At 43.9% G+C, this 17,867-nt stretch carries 13 protein-coding genes and 1 pseudogene; 9 read left to right on the top strand and 5 right to left on the bottom strand.

Going from position 1 to position 17,867, the window contains the following annotated elements:
* Positions 1 to 327: 327 nt before the first annotated feature.
* From H6F77_RS21865 to H6F77_RS21845, 5 genes are all read left to right on the top strand, one after another.
* A complete protein-coding gene (locus tag H6F77_RS21865) occupies positions 328 to 4,065 on the top strand; it encodes an MHYT domain-containing protein (RefSeq protein WP_190491018.1) in 3,738 nt (1,245 codons plus the stop codon).
* A gap of 35 nt (positions 4,066 to 4,100) precedes the next feature.
* On the top strand, positions 4,101 to 5,987 hold the full coding sequence (locus H6F77_RS21860) for a two-component system response regulator (protein ID WP_190491017.1): 1,887 nt from the start codon (positions 4,101 to 4,103) through the stop codon (positions 5,985 to 5,987).
* Between the two features lie 466 nt (positions 5,988 to 6,453).
* Positions 6,454 to 7,008, top strand: a complete 555-nt coding sequence (locus H6F77_RS21855) for a general stress protein (RefSeq protein WP_190491016.1) — start codon at positions 6,454 to 6,456, stop codon at positions 7,006 to 7,008.
* Positions 7,009 to 7,372: 364 nt separating this feature from the next.
* Positions 7,373 to 7,864, top strand: coding sequence for a DUF4383 domain-containing protein (locus tag H6F77_RS21850; protein WP_190491015.1), 492 nt, complete (start codon positions 7,373 to 7,375; stop codon positions 7,862 to 7,864).
* A 415-nt stretch (positions 7,865 to 8,279) separates the two neighbouring features.
* On the top strand, positions 8,280 to 8,912 hold the full coding sequence (locus H6F77_RS21845) for a hypothetical protein (protein WP_190491014.1): 633 nt from the start codon (positions 8,280 to 8,282) through the stop codon (positions 8,910 to 8,912).
* 74 nt (positions 8,913 to 8,986) lie between these two features.
* Here H6F77_RS21845 and H6F77_RS21840 read toward each other — a convergent pair whose 3' ends face one another.
* Complete coding sequence (locus H6F77_RS21840; RefSeq protein ID WP_190491013.1) at positions 8,987 to 9,763, bottom strand: HAD family hydrolase; 777 nt, start codon at positions 9,761 to 9,763, stop codon at positions 8,987 to 8,989.
* Positions 9,764 to 9,795: 32 nt separating this feature from the next.
* Between H6F77_RS21840 and H6F77_RS21835 the strand changes: the two genes are divergently transcribed.
* Both H6F77_RS21835 and H6F77_RS21830 read left to right on the top strand, forming a co-directional pair.
* On the top strand, positions 9,796 to 10,461 hold the full coding sequence (locus tag H6F77_RS21835) for a D-Ala-D-Ala carboxypeptidase family metallohydrolase (RefSeq protein ID WP_190491012.1): 666 nt from the start codon (positions 9,796 to 9,798) through the stop codon (positions 10,459 to 10,461).
* A gap of 4 nt (positions 10,462 to 10,465) precedes the next feature.
* Complete coding sequence (locus tag H6F77_RS21830) at positions 10,466 to 11,335, top strand: hypothetical protein (protein ID WP_375335959.1); 870 nt, start codon at positions 10,466 to 10,468, stop codon at positions 11,333 to 11,335.
* Positions 11,336 to 11,404: 69 nt separating this feature from the next.
* Here the strand turns inward: H6F77_RS21830 and H6F77_RS21825 are convergent, their stop codons facing one another.
* The 4 genes from H6F77_RS21825 to H6F77_RS21810 all read right to left on the bottom strand — a co-directional run bounded on the left by H6F77_RS21825 (position 11,405) and on the right by H6F77_RS21810 (position 16,055).
* Positions 11,405 to 12,115, bottom strand: a complete 711-nt coding sequence (locus H6F77_RS21825; protein ID WP_190491011.1) for a DevA family ABC transporter ATP-binding protein — start codon at positions 12,113 to 12,115, stop codon at positions 11,405 to 11,407.
* Between the two features lie 28 nt (positions 12,116 to 12,143).
* Positions 12,144 to 13,295 carry an ABC transporter permease DevC gene (devC, locus tag H6F77_RS21820; RefSeq protein WP_190491010.1) on the bottom strand — a complete coding sequence of 384 codons (1,152 nt, stop codon included), beginning with the start codon at positions 13,293 to 13,295 and terminating at the stop codon, positions 12,144 to 12,146.
* Positions 13,296 to 13,398: 103 nt separating this feature from the next.
* The gene (locus H6F77_RS21815; protein ID WP_190491009.1) at positions 13,399 to 15,042 is read right to left on the bottom strand and encodes an HlyD family efflux transporter periplasmic adaptor subunit; all 1,644 of its coding nucleotides are present in this window, start codon (positions 15,040 to 15,042) and stop codon (positions 13,399 to 13,401) included.
* Positions 15,043 to 15,320: 278 nt separating this feature from the next.
* Complete coding sequence (locus H6F77_RS21810; protein ID WP_190491008.1) at positions 15,321 to 16,055, bottom strand: phycocyanobilin:ferredoxin oxidoreductase; 735 nt, start codon at positions 16,053 to 16,055, stop codon at positions 15,321 to 15,323.
* Between the two features lie 107 nt (positions 16,056 to 16,162).
* Between H6F77_RS21810 and H6F77_RS21805 the strand changes: the two are divergent.
* Together H6F77_RS21805 and H6F77_RS21800 are read left to right on the top strand one after the other, a co-directional pair.
* A pseudogene (locus tag H6F77_RS21805) lies at positions 16,163 to 17,566 on the top strand (serine/threonine protein kinase).
* Between the two features lie 70 nt (positions 17,567 to 17,636).
* A complete protein-coding gene (locus H6F77_RS21800; RefSeq protein WP_190491007.1) occupies positions 17,637 to 17,813 on the top strand; it encodes a twin-arginine translocase TatA/TatE family subunit in 177 nt (58 codons plus the stop codon).
* Positions 17,814 to 17,867: the final 54 nt, after the last annotated feature.

Genomic DNA, 17,867 nt, shown 5'->3' with positions numbered 1-17,867 from the left:
CCGTGAAATCACCATCGCCAGCGGACAAATTTAGCCGTAAAGTGGATGATGGAGCGCTCGCGGGCGCTTACCAGAGTAATGCAAAGGATACGCCAAACTTTAAGTTACTCTCACCGAAGACGGCATCCCTATCCTTGCCATAAACCGTAAAACTTGCCTTTTATTTCCCTAATTTGAATTAGCAGGGTTATAAGACTTGCAAGCCATTAACCAGGCAAATATAAAGGATGTTGGCCGAGACTATTATCAAGTATCTTCATCTCCTAAAAAATTTACAGCGAGCGACTTTTAGCACTAGACAAAGTTACAAAAAAATATGGATAGGGAATGACTGGCACTTACAATTTAGGCTTGGTAGCACTTTCCTTTGCGATCGCCCTCATAGCCTCTTACACAGCTCTAGACTTAGCGGGGCGAGTGCAACTGGCTGTGGGATTGCGGCGCTGGCTTTGGCTCTTGGGTGGTGCGATCGCAATGGGAACAGGGATTTGGTCAATGCACTTTATTGCCATGTTGGCTTTCAAGCTGCCTCAGCCAGCCCACTATAATATGTCGAGCGCTGTGCTTTCGCTCTTGTATGGAGTGCTTACTTCGGGTATTGCTTTATACCTTCTGAGTCGAGAAGTTTCCATACAACTTTTACTCTGCGGTGGCGTTTGCATGGGAATTGCCATTGCTGGGATGCATTACACGGGCATGGCAGCCATGCAACTAATGGCAACAATAGAGTATGACTGGTGGTTAGTTAGCCTCTCAGTTGCGATCGCCATTAGTGCTTCTTTTGCTGCCCTTTGGCTTGCTTTTGGGCTAAGAGATCGATCCTTAAAAGAGCAGATTGCCCAGAAACTGGGCAGCGCCTTTATCATGGCAATTGCCATCAGCGGGATGCATTACACCGGGATGTGGGCAAGTCACTTTATTCCCCACAACGGCTTGCCCGTAGAGCCGTCTCCCACTATCTCTCGCTCCTGGCTAGCTGGTGCTATTGGGATGGCTACCCTATTCATTTTGAGTTTAGCGCTGTTGACATCCCTATTTGATAAACATCTAACTGCTCAGTTAGTGCGCGAGCAGGCTTTAGAGGAAAGCGAGAAACGCTTTCGGATGCTAATCCGCGAGATGCAGGTGGGTGTATTGTTGCTCAATGCCAATGCGGAAATTCTGATTTGGAATCAAGCGGCTATTCATCTGCTCAATCTTAAATCAGAGGAATTACTACATCAGGTGTTTGGTGCAAATTGGCTGTTGCTGCACGAAGACGGTACGCCGTTCCCAACAAAAGAGCTACCAGTGCAACAGGCGATCGCCAACCGCCAATCCATTCATAATATAGTCATAGGAATCGCTCGTTCTGAGAATGAAGAAACTGGGGAAAAATCCCCAATCCAACATCGAAAATCTAAAATCCAAAACCTAAAACGATACTGGCTGCTAGCGAATGCCGAGCCGCAAATAGCAAAAGATGGTAGCGTAGAGCGGGTCGTTTGCACCTTTAGCGACATAACTAACCAAAAGCAAGCAGAAGCCGCATTACAGGCAAGCCAAGATTTTTTGGAGCGGGTGATCGACGCAGTACCTGACCCTATTTTTGTTAAAGACAGACAACATCGTTGGACAATCGTCAACAATGCCTTTTGTCAGATGACCGGGTATCCCCGTGAAGAGTTGATTGGCAAATCTGACTATGACTTTTTCTCAAAAGCTGAAGCTGAGGTTTTCTGTAAATATAACGATCTAGTATTTACTACAGGCATTGAATACGAAAACGAAGAAACATTCACTAATGGGTTTGCCAAAAACTATACCCTATCAACAAAAAAAGTAGCCTTTAAAGATGGCGCTGGCAATCAAGTTTTAGTTGGTGTCGCCCGGAATATAACCGATCGCAAACTAGCTGAAGCCGCATTGCAAGAAAGTGCGGAACGAGAAAGAGCGATCGCCTTCGCCATCCAACGGATGCGCCAGACGTTAGAGATTGACAAAATTTTTAGTGCGACGACCGAAGAACTGCGACAAGCCATCAAGTGCGATCGCGTCCTTGTCTATCGCTTTAACCCTGACTGGAGTGGAGAGCTTGTCTCTGAGTCGGTAGCAACGGGTTGGAAGAAACTTGTGCAGCAACAAACCCATCAACCCGATCTGAAAAAGGTAGCTGTTGGCAACGCCGATTGTGCTGTCAAAACCTTGGGTCCTACTAATGACCCAATAATAATAGATACTTATTTGCAAAAAACTCAAGGCGGTGGTTATCGCGGGTCAACAAATTACCGCTGCGTTCCCGATATCTACCAGGCAGGATTTGACGATTGTTACATTGAATTTTTAGAGCAATTTCAGGCACGAGCATACATTATTGTCCCCATATTCTGTGGCAATCAACTATGGGGTCTATTGGCGACTTACCAAAATTCGGAACCCCGCCATTGGAAAGAAGCAGAAATTAGAATGTTACTTCAGATTGGGGCACACTTAGGAGTTGCCATTCAACAAGCCGAGTTATTAGCGCAAACGCAAAACCAGTCCGCCGAACTGCAAAAAGCCAAGGAAGCCGCAGATGCCGCCAATCGCGCCAAAACTGAATTCCTTGCCCATATGAGCCACGAACTGCGATCGCCACTCAACGCCATTCTCGGTTTTACCCAAGTGATGAACCGTGATAACTCCTTATCTGCTGAACATCAGCAATTTGTAGGCATCATTAGTCGTAGCGGCGAGCATTTGCTGGAATTGATTAACGACATTCTGGAAATGTCAAAAATCGAGGCGGGGCGAATCACCTTGTACGAAAATGACGTTGACCTATATCATCTGCTCGATAGTATCGAAGAGATGCTACAACTCAAAGCAACATCCAAGCGTCTTACACTTACCTTCGAGCGCGCCCCTAATGTACCCCAATATATAAAAACCGACGCAACTAAACTGCGTCAAATTTTGATTAACCTCCTCGGCAATGCCATTAAATTTACAGAAAAAGGGAGCGTTACATTGCGAGTAAGGGGGGAACAGGGAACAGAGGGCAGGGAACTGGTGGCTGGTGAAGGGATAATGTGGACTCCCGACTCCCAATCTTCATTGCCCCTAATTTCCAGTACCGAACCCGATTTCCTCAATCGCCAATGCCTAATGTTTGAAGTTGAAGATACAGGCTGCGGCATTGACATTAGGGAGTTTGATAATTTATTTGAAGCCTTCGGACAAACTGCAACAGGTTTGAAATCCGGTCAAGGAACAGGTTTAGGTTTACCCATTAGTCGCAAGTTTGTGGAATTGATGGGGGGAGCGATCGCTGTCAGTAGTAAGTTGGGTTTGGGAACTCGCTTTGTATTTAATATCTTGGTGAGTGCGGTTGACGGTACTCCGATTAAAACAAGCGCTCCTATTAGTAAAAAAATTATTGGTTTAGCACCTGACCAACCTACTTATCGCATTCTAGTCGCGGAAGATAAGCCGACTAACCGCTTCCTCTTAGTCAGGCTACTCAGCTCATTAGGCTTTGACGTGCGCGAGGCTGAGAACGGTCAAGAAGCCTTAGCCGTGTGGCAAATTTGGCAGCCGCACCTGATTTGGATGGATATGCGGATGCCCGTTATGGACGGATATGAAAGTACCAAACAGATTAGAGCTTCAGTTAATGGTGAGGCAACGGTAATTATTGCCTTGACTGCCAGCGCCTTTGAAGATGAGCGACAACTTATTTTATCAGCCGGATGTGATGACTTCATGCGTAAACCCTTTCGAGAAGAGGAGTTGCTCGCAAAAATGAGCGAATATGTAGGAGTGCGATATCTCTACGAAGAGGAAGCATTACACACAGAAAACGGGAGGGAAAACCCAGAAGACGTTACAAATAATGCCGACCTCGCGCTTCAAATTTCCCGCATGCCGAGTCAGTGGATAGAACAGCTATACCATGCAGCTGCTCAAGGCAGCGATATGCTGATTTTCGATCTAATTGAGCAAATACCCGCAGAGAATTCTTCTTTGGGTATTACTTTGAGGAACTTAGTGGATAGCTTTCAGTTTGATGAAGTCATCAACTTAGCTGAGGCATTTGTCGATTAAAAATTGGATAATTAACAAAAGGGCAATTATTCATTATGAGTGATATAAACGAACATATTGGCACGAGCGATCGCCCCAAAAGCGAGAGTGATTCTCATCATTTTGACGCCACCCAAGAAGACATTCTTATTGTTGACGATATACCAGAAAATTTGCGCCTCCTATCTACGATGCTGGTAAAACAGGGGTATAACGTCCGCAAGGCTTTAAGCGGGCATATGGCGCTAAAGGCTGTGCAAACTGTTATTCCGGATCTGATTTTGCTGGATATTATGATGCCCAGCATGACTGGGTATGAAGTTTGTGAAAAACTGAAATCCGATCCAAAAACTGCCTCTATTCCCGTAATTTTTTTGAGCGCTCTTAGCGAAAGTCTAGACAAAGTAAAAGCGTTTGGTGTCGGTGGAGCAGACTATATTACTAAGCCATTTCAACTTGAAGAAGTTTTATTGCGCGTGCAAAATCAACTGGCACTTAGAGCTGCGAAAATAAAAAACAAACAACTTAATTCCGAACTCGAAAGGCGAGTTCAAGAGCGCACTCGCGAGCTAGAAGTAGCTAATGAAGACCTGACGCGGGAGATCGGCGAACGTCGTCTTCTGGAAGACAAACTGCTGAAAATGGCATTTTCTGATGCTCTGACAGGCTTGCCAAATCGAGTTTTATTCACCCAGCGTCTAGAGGAAGTTCTCAACCGTGCCAATAAAGATTCCACCTATCAGTTTGCCGTGTTGTTTCTCGACTGCGATCGCTTTAAAATCGTCAATGATTCTCTTGGCCATTTTGTTGGCGACGAACTGCTGGTTGCCCTTGCTGGTCGTTTAGAAGCAACCCTACTCGAAGGCGATACTCTAGCGCGGATGGGGGGTGATGAATTCGCCATTCTCCTAAATAATATTGAAAATATCAACACTGCAACCCAAGTAGCCGAGCAAATACTTAAAGCACTCTCTTTTCCTTTTGAGCTTAAAAGGCAAAAAGTTTTTATAAATGCCAGCATTGGCATAACTTTGGGCAATCTTAATTACGAGCGCCCAGAACATTTATTGCGTGATGCGGATACGGCTATGTATCGCGCAAAAACTTTAGGAAAAGGTCAGTATCGCATTTTTGACCCTGCAATGCACGATGCTGCTCTCCAGGTTTTACATCTAGAGACTGACTTGCGTAAAGCCGTCAATCAGCAAGAATTTACCGTCCACTATCAGCCTATTGTTGCTCTGGACAGCGGTAGCATTGTTGGGTTTGAGGCACTGGTGCGCTGGTATCATCCCCAAAGAGGAATGGTTTCTCCAGTGTTGTTTATTCCTATAGCAGAAGAAACGGGTTTAATTAACCCTATCGGTAACTTTGTTTTACGGGAAGCTTGCCATCAACTTCGTCTATGGCATCAAGAAAAACTCACAGATTATCCTCTGACTATGAGCGTGAATATTTCTGCACGGCAGTTTGCTCAACCCAATTTAATTGAGCAAATTGACCAAATTTTAGGAGAGACTCAACTTGCTCCCCAAAGCTTAAAGTTAGAAATTACAGAAAGTGCAATTATGGATAACGCTACATCAGCTACTGCTATTCTCCAACAACTGAGAGAACGGCAAGTTCAGTTGAGTATCGATGACTTCGGGACGGGTTATTCTTCCCTAAGTTACCTACATTCTTTTCCTGTTGATAACATCAAAATTGACCGTTCGTTTGTTCAGCGCTTGGACGTAAATCCCGACAATGTGGGGCTTGTTCCAGCAATTATTAGCATTGCTAGGGCACTGGGAATGAGCGCGATCGCAGAAGGAATTGAAACAACCGAACAGTTAGGTCAACTGAGAACTTTAAACTGCGATTTTGGTCAGGGATATCTGTTTTCTAAACCTTTGCCCGCGAAACAGGCTACAGACCTAATTGCATCGGCTCCCCAGTGGTGAGATATCAAACGAGCCTCCAATTATCTTAGATTTGTTATCGGCTATGCTAACGCCATAAGCCCCTCGGGTTCGCAAGGCTGAAACGGATGAATGGTAATTAAGCCCCCAGTATATCAATTCTCTGTTGAATGCAATACATCCTTGTGAGTTTTTATTATAACCAGATAGAGCCATTTAATACTGTTTAAGCTTGTGGTGTTGAAGTTCTGCAACTACTTACGGGCAAAGCTTCCAAAACCCAAAATATAAAATGCTATAAATTGTTACTTCTCAAGATATTTTTACGTTCAAACACTGCGAAGGATGTATTGTATTCAAATGAAAAATAAGATTATGCTTGATTTGCATATAGGCTACATCTTTAGATCGATGAATATGGTAACTAAAGATACAAAAATATCAATATAAATTACAAATTAATTCTGCAATGCAATCCATTAGTCATAGATTGCATAAGGAGGAAGATATGACTGTAAGCCATCAAAAACACGCTGTTGGCGTATTTTCGATCAGGGATGAAGCGGAGCAAGCACTCATTCTATTGAAAGAGTCGGGCTTTCCAATGGACCAAGTTTCCATTATTGTCAGGGATGCAGACAAAGAACCTCAAATTGCTGGTGCCCAAGTAAGCGATCGCGTTGGCGAGCAAAATGTACAGACTGCGACAGGAGTGGTGGCAAACACTCTCGCAGGTAGTGCCTTGGGCAGCGTGTTAATTGGCTTGGGAAGTCTGGCAATTCCTGGCGTGGGAGTTGTGATAGCAGCAGGTAGCGTTGGTTTGGCATTAGCCGCTACCACTGCAAGTACTGGTATTGAGGCAGCAGCAATTGGCGGTTTGGTGAAGGCAATGTCCGATCTAGGCATTCCCGAAGAACAAGCGAGAGCTTATAGCGATCGCCTCCATCGCGATCATTATTTGGTCATAGTAGATGGTACAGACGATGAAATTGGCCGTGCTGAAGCCATATTTACCAAGCGCGGTATTGAAGATTGGGGTCTTTTTAATTCCCCTTCCGCCTAACTACACATCAGCATCTTAAGTAGCCTTGGTAGCTAGCGCGTGGGTAAGAAGCTACCAAAGCTACATACTAGATGCGATGCGATCGCGCCAAAATGATATTTGCTATTAGCAATGTTTTGTATTCTTAGTTACAAAACACTTTTATAAAGTCTTCCTAATTATATAGCTAAGCAAGCGTAACCATTACGCTTACTGATGCCTTTTGGTAGATTTAAATTGATATAGATTTAGTTGAATAGGAAGTAGGTTACTTGCAGAAAGTTTAACCGCCAGCGGCAGTGAGTACCAAAACGGTAACTCAGTTAACCAAACTTCCCGCCAAGGCCAATTATTCAGTGAATTTTTCTGGAAAGGAGGTAAGAAAATGCAAGAAAGTTATACTGTGCGAGTTTCGCGTATTATCGACAAAGAGAGAATCTTTGCCCTAGCCGTCGGTATCTTCTTCTTGTTTATAGGCATCGTGGGATTTATACCGGGCTTTATTTCAGTGCCTGCGGTTGCCTCCGATGCGCCACTTAATGTACCGAATTTAACATTTAGTGATGGATACGGCAACGTCCTGGGTTTGTTCCCAACCAATTATTTGCATAACGCCGTACATATTGTAGTGGGTGTTTTAGGAATTACTGCTGCTACCAGCTTTAGTGGTTCGCTTGTATTTAATCGCGGTTTAGCGATTGTCTATGCCGCGATCGCTATCATGGGTTTGCTGCCCTTTACAAACACAACATTTGGCTTAATGCCAATATTTGGAAACAATGTTTGGCTCAATGCCCTCACAGCAGCAGCAGCAGGTTACTATGGCTTCTTTAAATCGGCAGAATTAAAAAATATTGGTGCATCTTCCAGCGTTTAGAGAAGCACTACCGAAGAGGTTTTCTCTAGCGTTAGGGTTAACGCTCAACCTCTCTAAGCATTAAGTAGTTTAACATAATTAGCTATAGTAGCTTTATTAGCGACGTGTAGTTATGTTAGTCTACTTAATTTTTACCTCTCTATATTTATGTAGTAGCGATAACCCAAAAAATATGTTTAACTTATATATTAATTTGTAGAGTTTATTAGTCGTAGTTTTTTGCTATGATAATTTTGTTTTAAATTGGCAAAATCCAACTACGTTTTATTAAAAAAAGACGTTGTAAAATACATCGGAACTGTGGAGCGCATTGTATCGAGGTGCGTAAAAATCGCATTAAAAATATAGGCGCCTTTGAAACCTCGGTAAGTATTGTTCGATAGATATTGCTTAAAAAAAGGCGGCAGATAAGACAATGACTAAATGGACTGATATTCACTGGTACACAATATTGATACTCGCGGTGGGAATTGTCATCAGCGCTGCAATAGGAGCAATTATTCAGGCAGCTATTTCTGCTGCTCGTAATAAAAAACCAGCGATTGGCCGACGAGTGGATTTGTCTCCAACATTTGAAGACACTGTGGGTGCATCTCGCGAAAGTAATCCCCTCACCATTTCTGATGGAAACACGCAGTATAAATACAACCAACTACACATTGCCCAAATTGAATTAGCTAATCAAGGAACTCAAGACTTTGATAAATTTGAGTTGGGAATCGCTTTAGATAAGGATGATGTTGCAGTATACATAGAAGCCCAACTACCATCCCGCCACCATCACTTAGAACAGCTCACATCGCCAACATTTGACGATCCTAAATCTAATCTGGATTTTATTCTGCATCCTCTTAATAGAGGAGATGCCTATGCGTTGCGAGTGTTAATTCTGACTCCTGAAGGGAAACAAAAACCAGGAAAAATTAATTTTAGCTCGCCACTACCAGTTCGGTTCACAGATTTATCAAAGGTGGGAGAAATTGTAGAAGAAGCAGCAAGTCGTGCATCTCTAGCACTGGGGCCATTGAGTATTTCTTTTAATAAGTGAGGTTGAGCGATCGCACTTCTTAAAATTCTTTTTTTCTAAAATTAGTAGGGTGGGCAGTGCCCACCCTACTAATTTTAAGTTGCAACTGATATTAACAGCGATCGCGCTACTTCTTCAAACCCTTTACCCTCAGCAGCAGTTGTCACGTAAGCAGGCTTATGATTCAACTGATTTGCATACTCCAATACATTTGCCACGCCTACAGAAACGGGAAAATATCTGGCATCAAATAAACTCTCATCATTAGGACTATCCCCAACTGTAATAACTTCCTCTGGCGTCACATGGGGAAAATATTCAGCCAAAACTTTAAGCAAACCATTGGCCTTATCCTGTTGCTGGGGTTTGATATGGCACTGCACCGAACTGTAAGTAAAACCCCAACCCATCTCATTGCATAATTCACCCATTATTTGTAACTCAGATATCGTGATGTTGCGATTATCAAAAGTCCAATCAGTGAGGCGAAAACGATTATCGGCAGACTCTTGAATTTGAGGAAATTTAGCCTTTAGTTGGTCAAAAACATCAGCTAGTTGGTGTCGATGGACAATAAAATCGGGAATCGGCGTCAAAGCAACGGGTTCCTCGCGGTAGTAAAATAAGCCGCCATTTTCCGCGATCGCGCCCTTCACGGGCAAGTAACTCGCCAAACCGCTGACCCAACCAGCCGATCGCCCGGTAACAATCAACACAGAAAACCCATTTTCAGCTAAATCCTCCAAAGCATGGAGCAAACTTGCTGTAAACTTACCTTCAGAAGTCAGAGTGCCATCCATATCCGTCGCCACAAGACGAATATTTTTAAAGGAATTGTTTGTTAGAGCCTGATTAACGGGTACAAAAAGCATAAAGTCGTGTGTAGGGGATTCTGACATTTTCCATGCCAACACTGACACCAGACCAGCGGAACTACTACTATCTCCAAGAAGCCGAAAAATCTGCCATTCATAAGGCAATTTTGCCAGTTCTTTATCAGGCTCGCTCTTCACCTTCCCTTGCAGATGGTGAAACAGGGTTGGCCATTGTCGCCGCCAATAGCATCAACGACTTGGAAACCGAATTTACAAAACTGCCACAGCCAAATCTAGCTTATCTAGAGCGATCGCCAGCAGCGATCGCTGGTGACATCGTGGAAGACTACTCTGGTTTACCGCACCAAAGAGATGCCCTACTTGAAAAGCTGGTGATCTGGCGCTTGTTGGATACGCGAGAAGCCGCGTTAGCCAAGCTTTCCGAACAACTCGCATCCTTATTCTCTTGCGCCAATATCCCAAACATCGTGGATGCTATCGTGCGTATTGTCACAAGCTGGTATCGTCCCCCAAACGTCAATCACGCCGTCATTGGTGCCCCATATAGCCGTCATATCGTTGGGGATGCGCTAGATTTTACATGCGCGGGTCTTTCTGGCAATCGACTTTGCTGGTTCCTTGACCCTTCGTGGCTTCGGTTGCACTGGCAAATATTATTAACCTCTGCCACATTTATGCTCGTAGCTACGGAGCGCGATCGCGACACTAAAATATTTAGCACCTATAAAGTATAAAATCTTGCCTTTTGCCTTTGACTGCGTGCCTGATTTGGGCATTCTTAAATTAGATGTCGAGTTAGCCTTAGCTACTATGTCCACACCTATCATCTTTGTGAACCCTATCCTCGCTCAAGCTGGTGCCAAGAAAACTCCAGCCCCTAAGAAGACGCAAACCACCCAAAAAGCTGCTGCTTCAAAAGATGCTTCTTCAGGGCAAATCTGGATGTTTACTACGGGCGGCTTATTTTTACTCTTGGTTGGGTTAGCTGTGTATGGCTACCTCGAATTAGAGAAGCAGAAGAAAAAAGTCAAGTTTGAGCAATACAAAAGTAAAGATATCCAGAAAAAGTTAAAGCTGGCACTCGATACCATCGGCAAGATGGAAACCAATCCAGATTTAATTAACTCTCGCGAGTTTAACCTGGACTATCTAAGAATGCGAATGGATGAGGAGGTGTTTCACTTCGCCATCGTCAATCAAATTAAAGTCAAGGTGAAACAACTGATCAGCGTGGCGCTGCGTCCCAATCAAGCTGAAGCGGGAGCGGTTGGTATTGCCAGTACATCAGGGCGCCAAGTGGATGAAACGTTCGATTTAATTTATGAGACGGGAGAGGGATCTAAACGCTCTAAGCGCGTGCTTTTCCGCATTCAAGTTAAGTTAATGAAATTACCCACTCAGGCAACCAGCGTCACCATTACCCAAATTATCGACTGTATTGAAACTTTCCTCAGTCCAGCTGAAGATCACGATACCTGGCAACCTACTATTCAAGGTCGCCTTGTGAAACTCAACTGGGATCAAAAGGCGAAGCCTACGCCTTTGCTGGTGCTAGAGCAAATGAATGAAGGAGGAAACGTGACGCTCAAAACCAAGCGTACTCCTTAGCTTTAAAAAAGTTGTGAGTTGTGAGTTCTTAGCTTCAGGTTCTAAGTTTTGAGTTGAGAATTATTTCTCCTAAAGTGGCGCATCTACAGCCAAAGCTGCATTGCGGGTGAGATGACCGTCTTCCATGTGTATAATGCGATCCGCAATATCCAAGATGCGATTATCGTGAGTCACCATCAAGATGGTACACCCCTGCTCTTTTGCCAGACGTTGCATTATCTCGACTACATCGCGACCTGATTTGCTATCTAAGGCGGCAGTTGGTTCGTCTGCTAATACTAACTTAGGATGACTGACGAGGGCGCGAGCGATCGCTACCCTTTGTTTTTGTCCCCCAGATAGATTATCAGGGTAGTAATTTACTCGTTCGCCTAGTCCCACCGCTTCTAGCATGGCAATGGATCTTTTGCGGACTTCTTCATTACTTATGCCTTGGTGCAGTTCGATAGACATCTGCACGTTTTGGACTGCTGTTAAACACTTGAGTAAATTGTGAGCTTGGAAAATATAGCCAATATTGCGCCGCACCTTTACTAGCTGATTTTTTCCGCCTCCACGCAGCTCTTGGCCTAATACTTTCAGACTTCCTTCTTGAGGCGATCGCAATCCCCCCATCATCGTCAGTAATGTAGTTTTTCCTGACCCCGATGGCCCCGTCATAATCACAATTTCTCCTGGTTGGATTTCCAGGCTTACATCGAATAAAACCTGCTTTTTTAGTCCACCTTTACCAAAGTAGTGATTGAGATTATTAATTGCAACAACAGGTTCTCTATGCATATTATTAGCCTTTTTTAACAACTCAAGACTAGAATATATCTGCTGGATCTGCCGCCCGTAGTTTACGGACAGCGATCGCGCCCGAAATCATGCACATAATAATAGTCATACATAAAATCATTATCGATCTAGCCACAGTCATCGCAATTGGTAAATTCGTACCGCTTTGGATAAAAATATAAAGTCCCGATGCAATTCCCGCTCCCGGCATAAACCCTAAAAATGCCAAAATCAAAGCTTCTTGAAACACTATACCCAATAAATACATATCGGTGTAACCCATTGCTTTGAGCGTAGCGTATTCAGCCAAGTGGTCGGCTACATCCGTATAAAGTATTTGATAAACAATTACCGTACCCACTACAAACCCCATCGCCGTTCCCAATCCGAAAATAAAGCCAATTGACGTACCACTTTGCCAATAACTTTTTTCGTGGGCTATAAATTCTTCATGGGAAAAAACTGTTACATCGCTGGGCAATTGCTCTCGCATATTTTTGACAACTGCCTCTACATTTGCCCCTGCTTCTAAATTAATAATACCAATATCGATTAAACCTTTCTGCCGTCTACCTCCAAACATCCGCAAAAAGTTTAAATCGCTGGTAATAATATTACCATCGGCTCCAAAAGATGCCCCCAGAGTGAATAATCCTTCAACTCTTACCTTGCGGCTTTCTACTTCTGTTTCAACAATTTTACCTTCTTTAAAATCCTTAGCCACCGAGCCAAATTCCGCTCTAGAAGCATCATCAAATAACACAACATCGGGAAATTTAATCTTCTCTAAATTCTGCTCAACTGAAGGAAAAGTCAGAATATTATCGGCAGGATTAAACCCCAATACTAGAATTTGCCTCGTATTCTTTGTTTCAGGATTTTTCCACAAGGCAAAACCAACATACACCGGGCTAGTCGATTTAACACCCTCAAAGCTTCGCGCCTGATACAACCGCCGTTCGGGAAAGCTTTTCAGAGCAATCAACGCCGTTGACTGCGGGCTAATTATAAAAATATCCCCGTTTAAATTTTTATGCAGATTCACCGAACTGTCAAATAGGGCATCCCGGAAACCCAACTGTATAAACATTAAAATGTCAGCGAAGCCAATCCCAGCAAGCGCCACTAGCAAGCGCATTTTCTCGCGGGTAAGTTGTAACCAAGCTAAGGGGATTTTCATACCACTTTTGTATTTTGGATTGAGGCTAAATTGCCTAAAGCCACTTATAATTTTTGACTAATTGAAGTTAACAGCTCGTCATCTATGAAAAAACTACTAGCTTCTAGCTCTTGCCAAGAGAGATTTTTGCTACCACTTTTGAGTTTGTTAAACCCGTAACTATGCGGTTAGCGTCTGCATCTAGGCGGATCTTTACTTCCACAACTCTGGAATCTACATCTGCTGCTGGGTCAGTCGCCAAGATATCTTTTTTACCAATTTGCAATCCAATTTGGCTGACAGTTCCCTTGAGTTCGCCAGCAAAAGCATTAGTTTCGCTGGTAATAGTAGCTGGCTGACCTATTCGCACTTTGCCAATATCGCTTTCATAGACTTCTGCCACAACAAACATTTGGTCAGTTTGCCCTACTTCAGCAATTCCCTTGCTGCCTATAGTTTCTCCAGGACGAGTATGAATTTTCAAAATTTGCCCTGCAACGGGAGCGCGAACATAAGCCAATTCCAAGTCTGCTTGCGCTTGTTTGACTGCGGATTGAGCATTGGCTATTTCGGCATTAGCTGCTTGCACATCTACAGGACGGATTTCAGCAATCTGGTTCAGAGTTTCTTGGGCAGAGTTGATTTGCTGCCGCAAGGTGTCCACTGTTTTAGTTCTGGTTGCTGCGGCTTCTTTGATTTGCTCTTGCAGGGTGCTTATGGTTTGGTTGCGGGTAGCTATGGCTTCTTTGATTTGCTCTTGTAAAGTACCTATAGTCTGGTTGCGAGTAGCTCTGGTCTCGTTGATTTCCTGTTGTACGGTGTCTATGGTTTGGTTGCGGGTAGCTATGGCTTCGTTGATTTGTTCTTCGGTAGTAGCAACAGTCTGTATAAGGATTGATTGTGCTTCTTTCAATCTCTCTGTAGCTGTTTCCAAATCTAGACGCTTGGTGTCAAATCTAGAGGCTTCAATAGCACCTTGACTGTATAGTTGCTGATAGCGCTCGAACTCTGTTTGGGCATTACGCAAGGGGGCTTGTAAACGAGCGATTGTTGATTCTTGAGTTTTCCTTTCGCCTTGTAGTTGAGCCTTGAGTCGAGCAATCTTTGCTTGTTGAGCTTTCTTTTCGCCTATTAATTGAGCTTGTAGGCGATCTAGCTTTGCTTGTTGAGCTTTCTTTTCACCTATTAGTTGAGCTTGTAGGCGGTCGAGCTTTGCTTGTTGAGCTTTAGTTTCGCCTTCTAGTTGAGCTTGCAGACGGGCAATTGTCGCCTGTTGGGTGTTAATTTCCCCTTGCAATTGGGCTTGCAGGCGGGCGATATCGGCTCTCTGAGCGGCAATTTCTCCAGCTTTTGCACCAGCTTGGACTTTGGCTAGATCTGCTTGGGCGACTTTGACTTGTTGTTTGGCTTTTTCCAAGGCAGCTTGCAAGCGATCGCGGTTGTCTAAAACAGCTACAATTTGACCTGCCTTGACTTTATCCCCCTCGACGCTCCGCAGTTCTACTACTCTGGAAGATCCCTGAAGCGAACTTGCGCCAGCAGACAGTTGAACCACTTCTCCTTGCGGTTCTAAACGCCCCAAGGCGGTTACAGCAAGTATTGGCGGCGCTGTTGGTGCTGGTGCAGGCGGTGGAGCTGGCTTTGTTGCTACATAGATGTTGTAGCCTAATATACCAGTGCTGCCTAGTGCGGCAGCAACTGCCAGGGCGATCGCCACCCGCCCAAATGGTGTTGAAAATGGTTTTCCCTTTGACGCTTCTGCTCCCATGACCTACCAGGAATTTTTCCTTTTAGTGGATTGTGACCGATCGTTATTAATAGAACATTAAGCCGCTCGTCGGTAACAACGGCAGCCTCCGAAATTACTATAGGTTTGAGCGACTTCTTTTAGCGATCGCTGTCCGGGCCAGCAACGTCACTCACACCTTTGCCCTTAGCAATACAAACCCACAGCCAAAGGCAAAGCACAACACACAAAGGTTAGAATGCAAATTAAACGCATTCTAACTTAAATTTGGAGTGTTGCAAATTGTTTAGGGCGATGAGCTATACGAAGTCAAATAGCACTGTCGTCATATAATTTTCTGCCCATTCCGCGCCAAAAGCTTTTTCTAGCACGCGGCGGGTTTTGTCGTTTTGCTGCTGTTTGGTGCAATAGTAGCGTTGACCCTCTAGATTGCGCTCCTGTTGTTCTGGAGATAAGGGTTGAGCTGCGATCGCTCTTTGACAATGAATATCCAAAAATCCCTCAACGCGGGAGAGAAATTGGCTTTCTTCCTCTGAATTACCAGGTCGAACAAAGATACAAAATTCGGAAAATATATCTCCCCATTCAGGTAATTCGCGAGGTTGCGAAAAATTGGGGGCTGGTAGTGCTTTGAGAGCAGAGGTATAGTCTGCTGGCAAAGTGCGATCGCTGCTAACAGGAGAAAGGTCTGCGATCGCAGCGCTAATCTGTCCCCGTCCGCCGATTATATCGCAGCCAAACATTGGCAGTCCGTATTCTGGACGGGGAAACATCACGCAATGCAGAATATCCAGCATCGTCCCTACTTTCGCCAGTTCCATGTGCATTTTGCGGAATTGTGGCGTTTGGTAGCAGCGATTTTCAATAGTAAGTTTTTCTCCTTCCAGTCGTCCTTCAACATAGCCCAAATCAGCCGGGAGTTCGTATGGTGAAAGTTCCAGATGTCGGTGCCAAACGGCTTCTATACAATCAGCCAGTTGGTGAATTAGGGGGTGTTGCTGTTCGCGTAGAGAAGGCTTGGAAGTTTCTAACATTTTCTAAAATTTGCTTATTTTAAGGAGCTGCGTAGGATTAGGATATCAGCTTACCGATGCAAAAAATAAGTTATAACAGCTTGTAAAGTCGGGACAGCACAAACAGAATGAACGATCATATACTACGCGATCGCTACCAAATCCAGCAACAGCTAGGTAAAAACACTGGACGACGCACATTCTTAGCCCGTGACCTCGAAACTCAACAATTTGTGGTCGTTAAACTACTACTGTTCGGCGCTGATTTTGAATGGGAGCATCTCAAACTTTTCGGGCGAGAAGCACAAACCTTAAAAGCCTTATCCCATCCTGCAATTCCTGGCTACTTAGATTATTTTGATATAGATTTACCCAAGGGTAAAGGATTTGCTCTTATACAAACTTATGTAGAAGGAAAATCTTTGGAGAACCATCTCAAAGCTGGACGAACCTTCAGTGAAAGTGAGGTAAAACAGCTAGCCAAAGACATTTTATAAATTCTTATTTACTTGCATGGGCGTCAACCTCAAGTAATTCATCGCGATATCAAGCCCAGTAATATTTTATTAACAAATCGTTCTGGAAATAGCATTGGTCAAGTTTACTTAGTAGATTTTGGCTCTGTGCAAACTCTTGGTGCTAAACAAGGTGGAACGATTACCGTAGTGGGAACTTATGGATATATGCCACCTGAGCAATTTGGCGGACGTGCAGTTCCTGCATCGGATCTTTATAGCTTAGGAGCAACTTTAATTTACTTGACAACTGGTCTGCATCCAGCCGATTTACCCCAAAAGGATTTCCGAATTCAATTTGAACAAGCAGCTAATCTTAGTCCTGCTTTTGCCAGTTGGCTCAAGTGGATGACACAACCCAGTTTAGAGCGAAGATTGGCATCTCCCCAAGAAGCCAAGCAAGCCTTGGAAAAGCCGCAGCAAGCGCCAAAAGACAATGTGTCTCCAATCGTTGTTCGCAAACCAAATGGTAGTAAAGTTTTTCTAAAGAAGGATGCAGATTCGATAGAAATTATTATTCCTCCAAGAGGATTTAGACCTAGTGTCGTAGGTTGGGCTGGGTTGTTGTACTTGTTTGGTTCAATGTTGGTGCAGGGGACTTTATATGCTTTTTCTTATGGTATGAGTCCCGACTGGTTTGGCTTCTTTTTTTGCTTATGTGTGGTAATTTTTATAATTCACAAGATTATTTTTACTTTGTTTGGACAAATCCGGCTACGGATCGATCCGCAGCAAATGACAATAGCCTACGCTATGTTTGGATTAGAATTTAAGTTTGGTTCAGCACCCCAACATAATATCTGTAAACTTGTCCATACTAATAAATTCTATAGACTAACAAGAGGGGCGAAATCCACAAGTTCGAGCTATGTCCAAGAGGTGCCGAAACTGGTTATTTGGGCAGGTACGAAGAAGTATGAATTGTGTAGTGAGAAAGTTTTGACTACTCCAGAACTTGACTGGTTAGCTTATGAACTGAGCGATTGGTTAAACTTGCCGATTTCAAGAGAAGTGTAGCAAAGTCTCAAGCTAGACTCGCGCCTTGTGTCTATAGTTGATAAGAGAGATAATTAGCAGGTGAGCGAGTATGTTTGGTTTAGGATGGCCAGAAGTGGGGATAATAGCGATCGCTGCCCTCGTGATTTTCGGCCCCAAGAAAATTCCTGAGATGGGCAGTGCGCTGGGCAAGACTTTACGCGGCTTTAAGGAAGAATTGGGTAAGCCAAGCGAAGACGCCAATGATGAAAATCAACATGACAAGTAAACAGATTTAAACGTAAAAAACCCGTTTTCTAGGAGAAAACGGGTTTCTAAATTT

It is taken from the genome of Microcoleus sp. FACHB-831, assembly GCF_014695585.1.
Classification (GTDB): Bacteria; Cyanobacteriota; Cyanobacteriia; order Cyanobacteriales; family FACHB-T130; genus FACHB-831.
The sequence above is the reverse complement of the archived record's forward strand: the minus strand, read 5'-3'. Positions and strand labels throughout refer to the sequence as shown.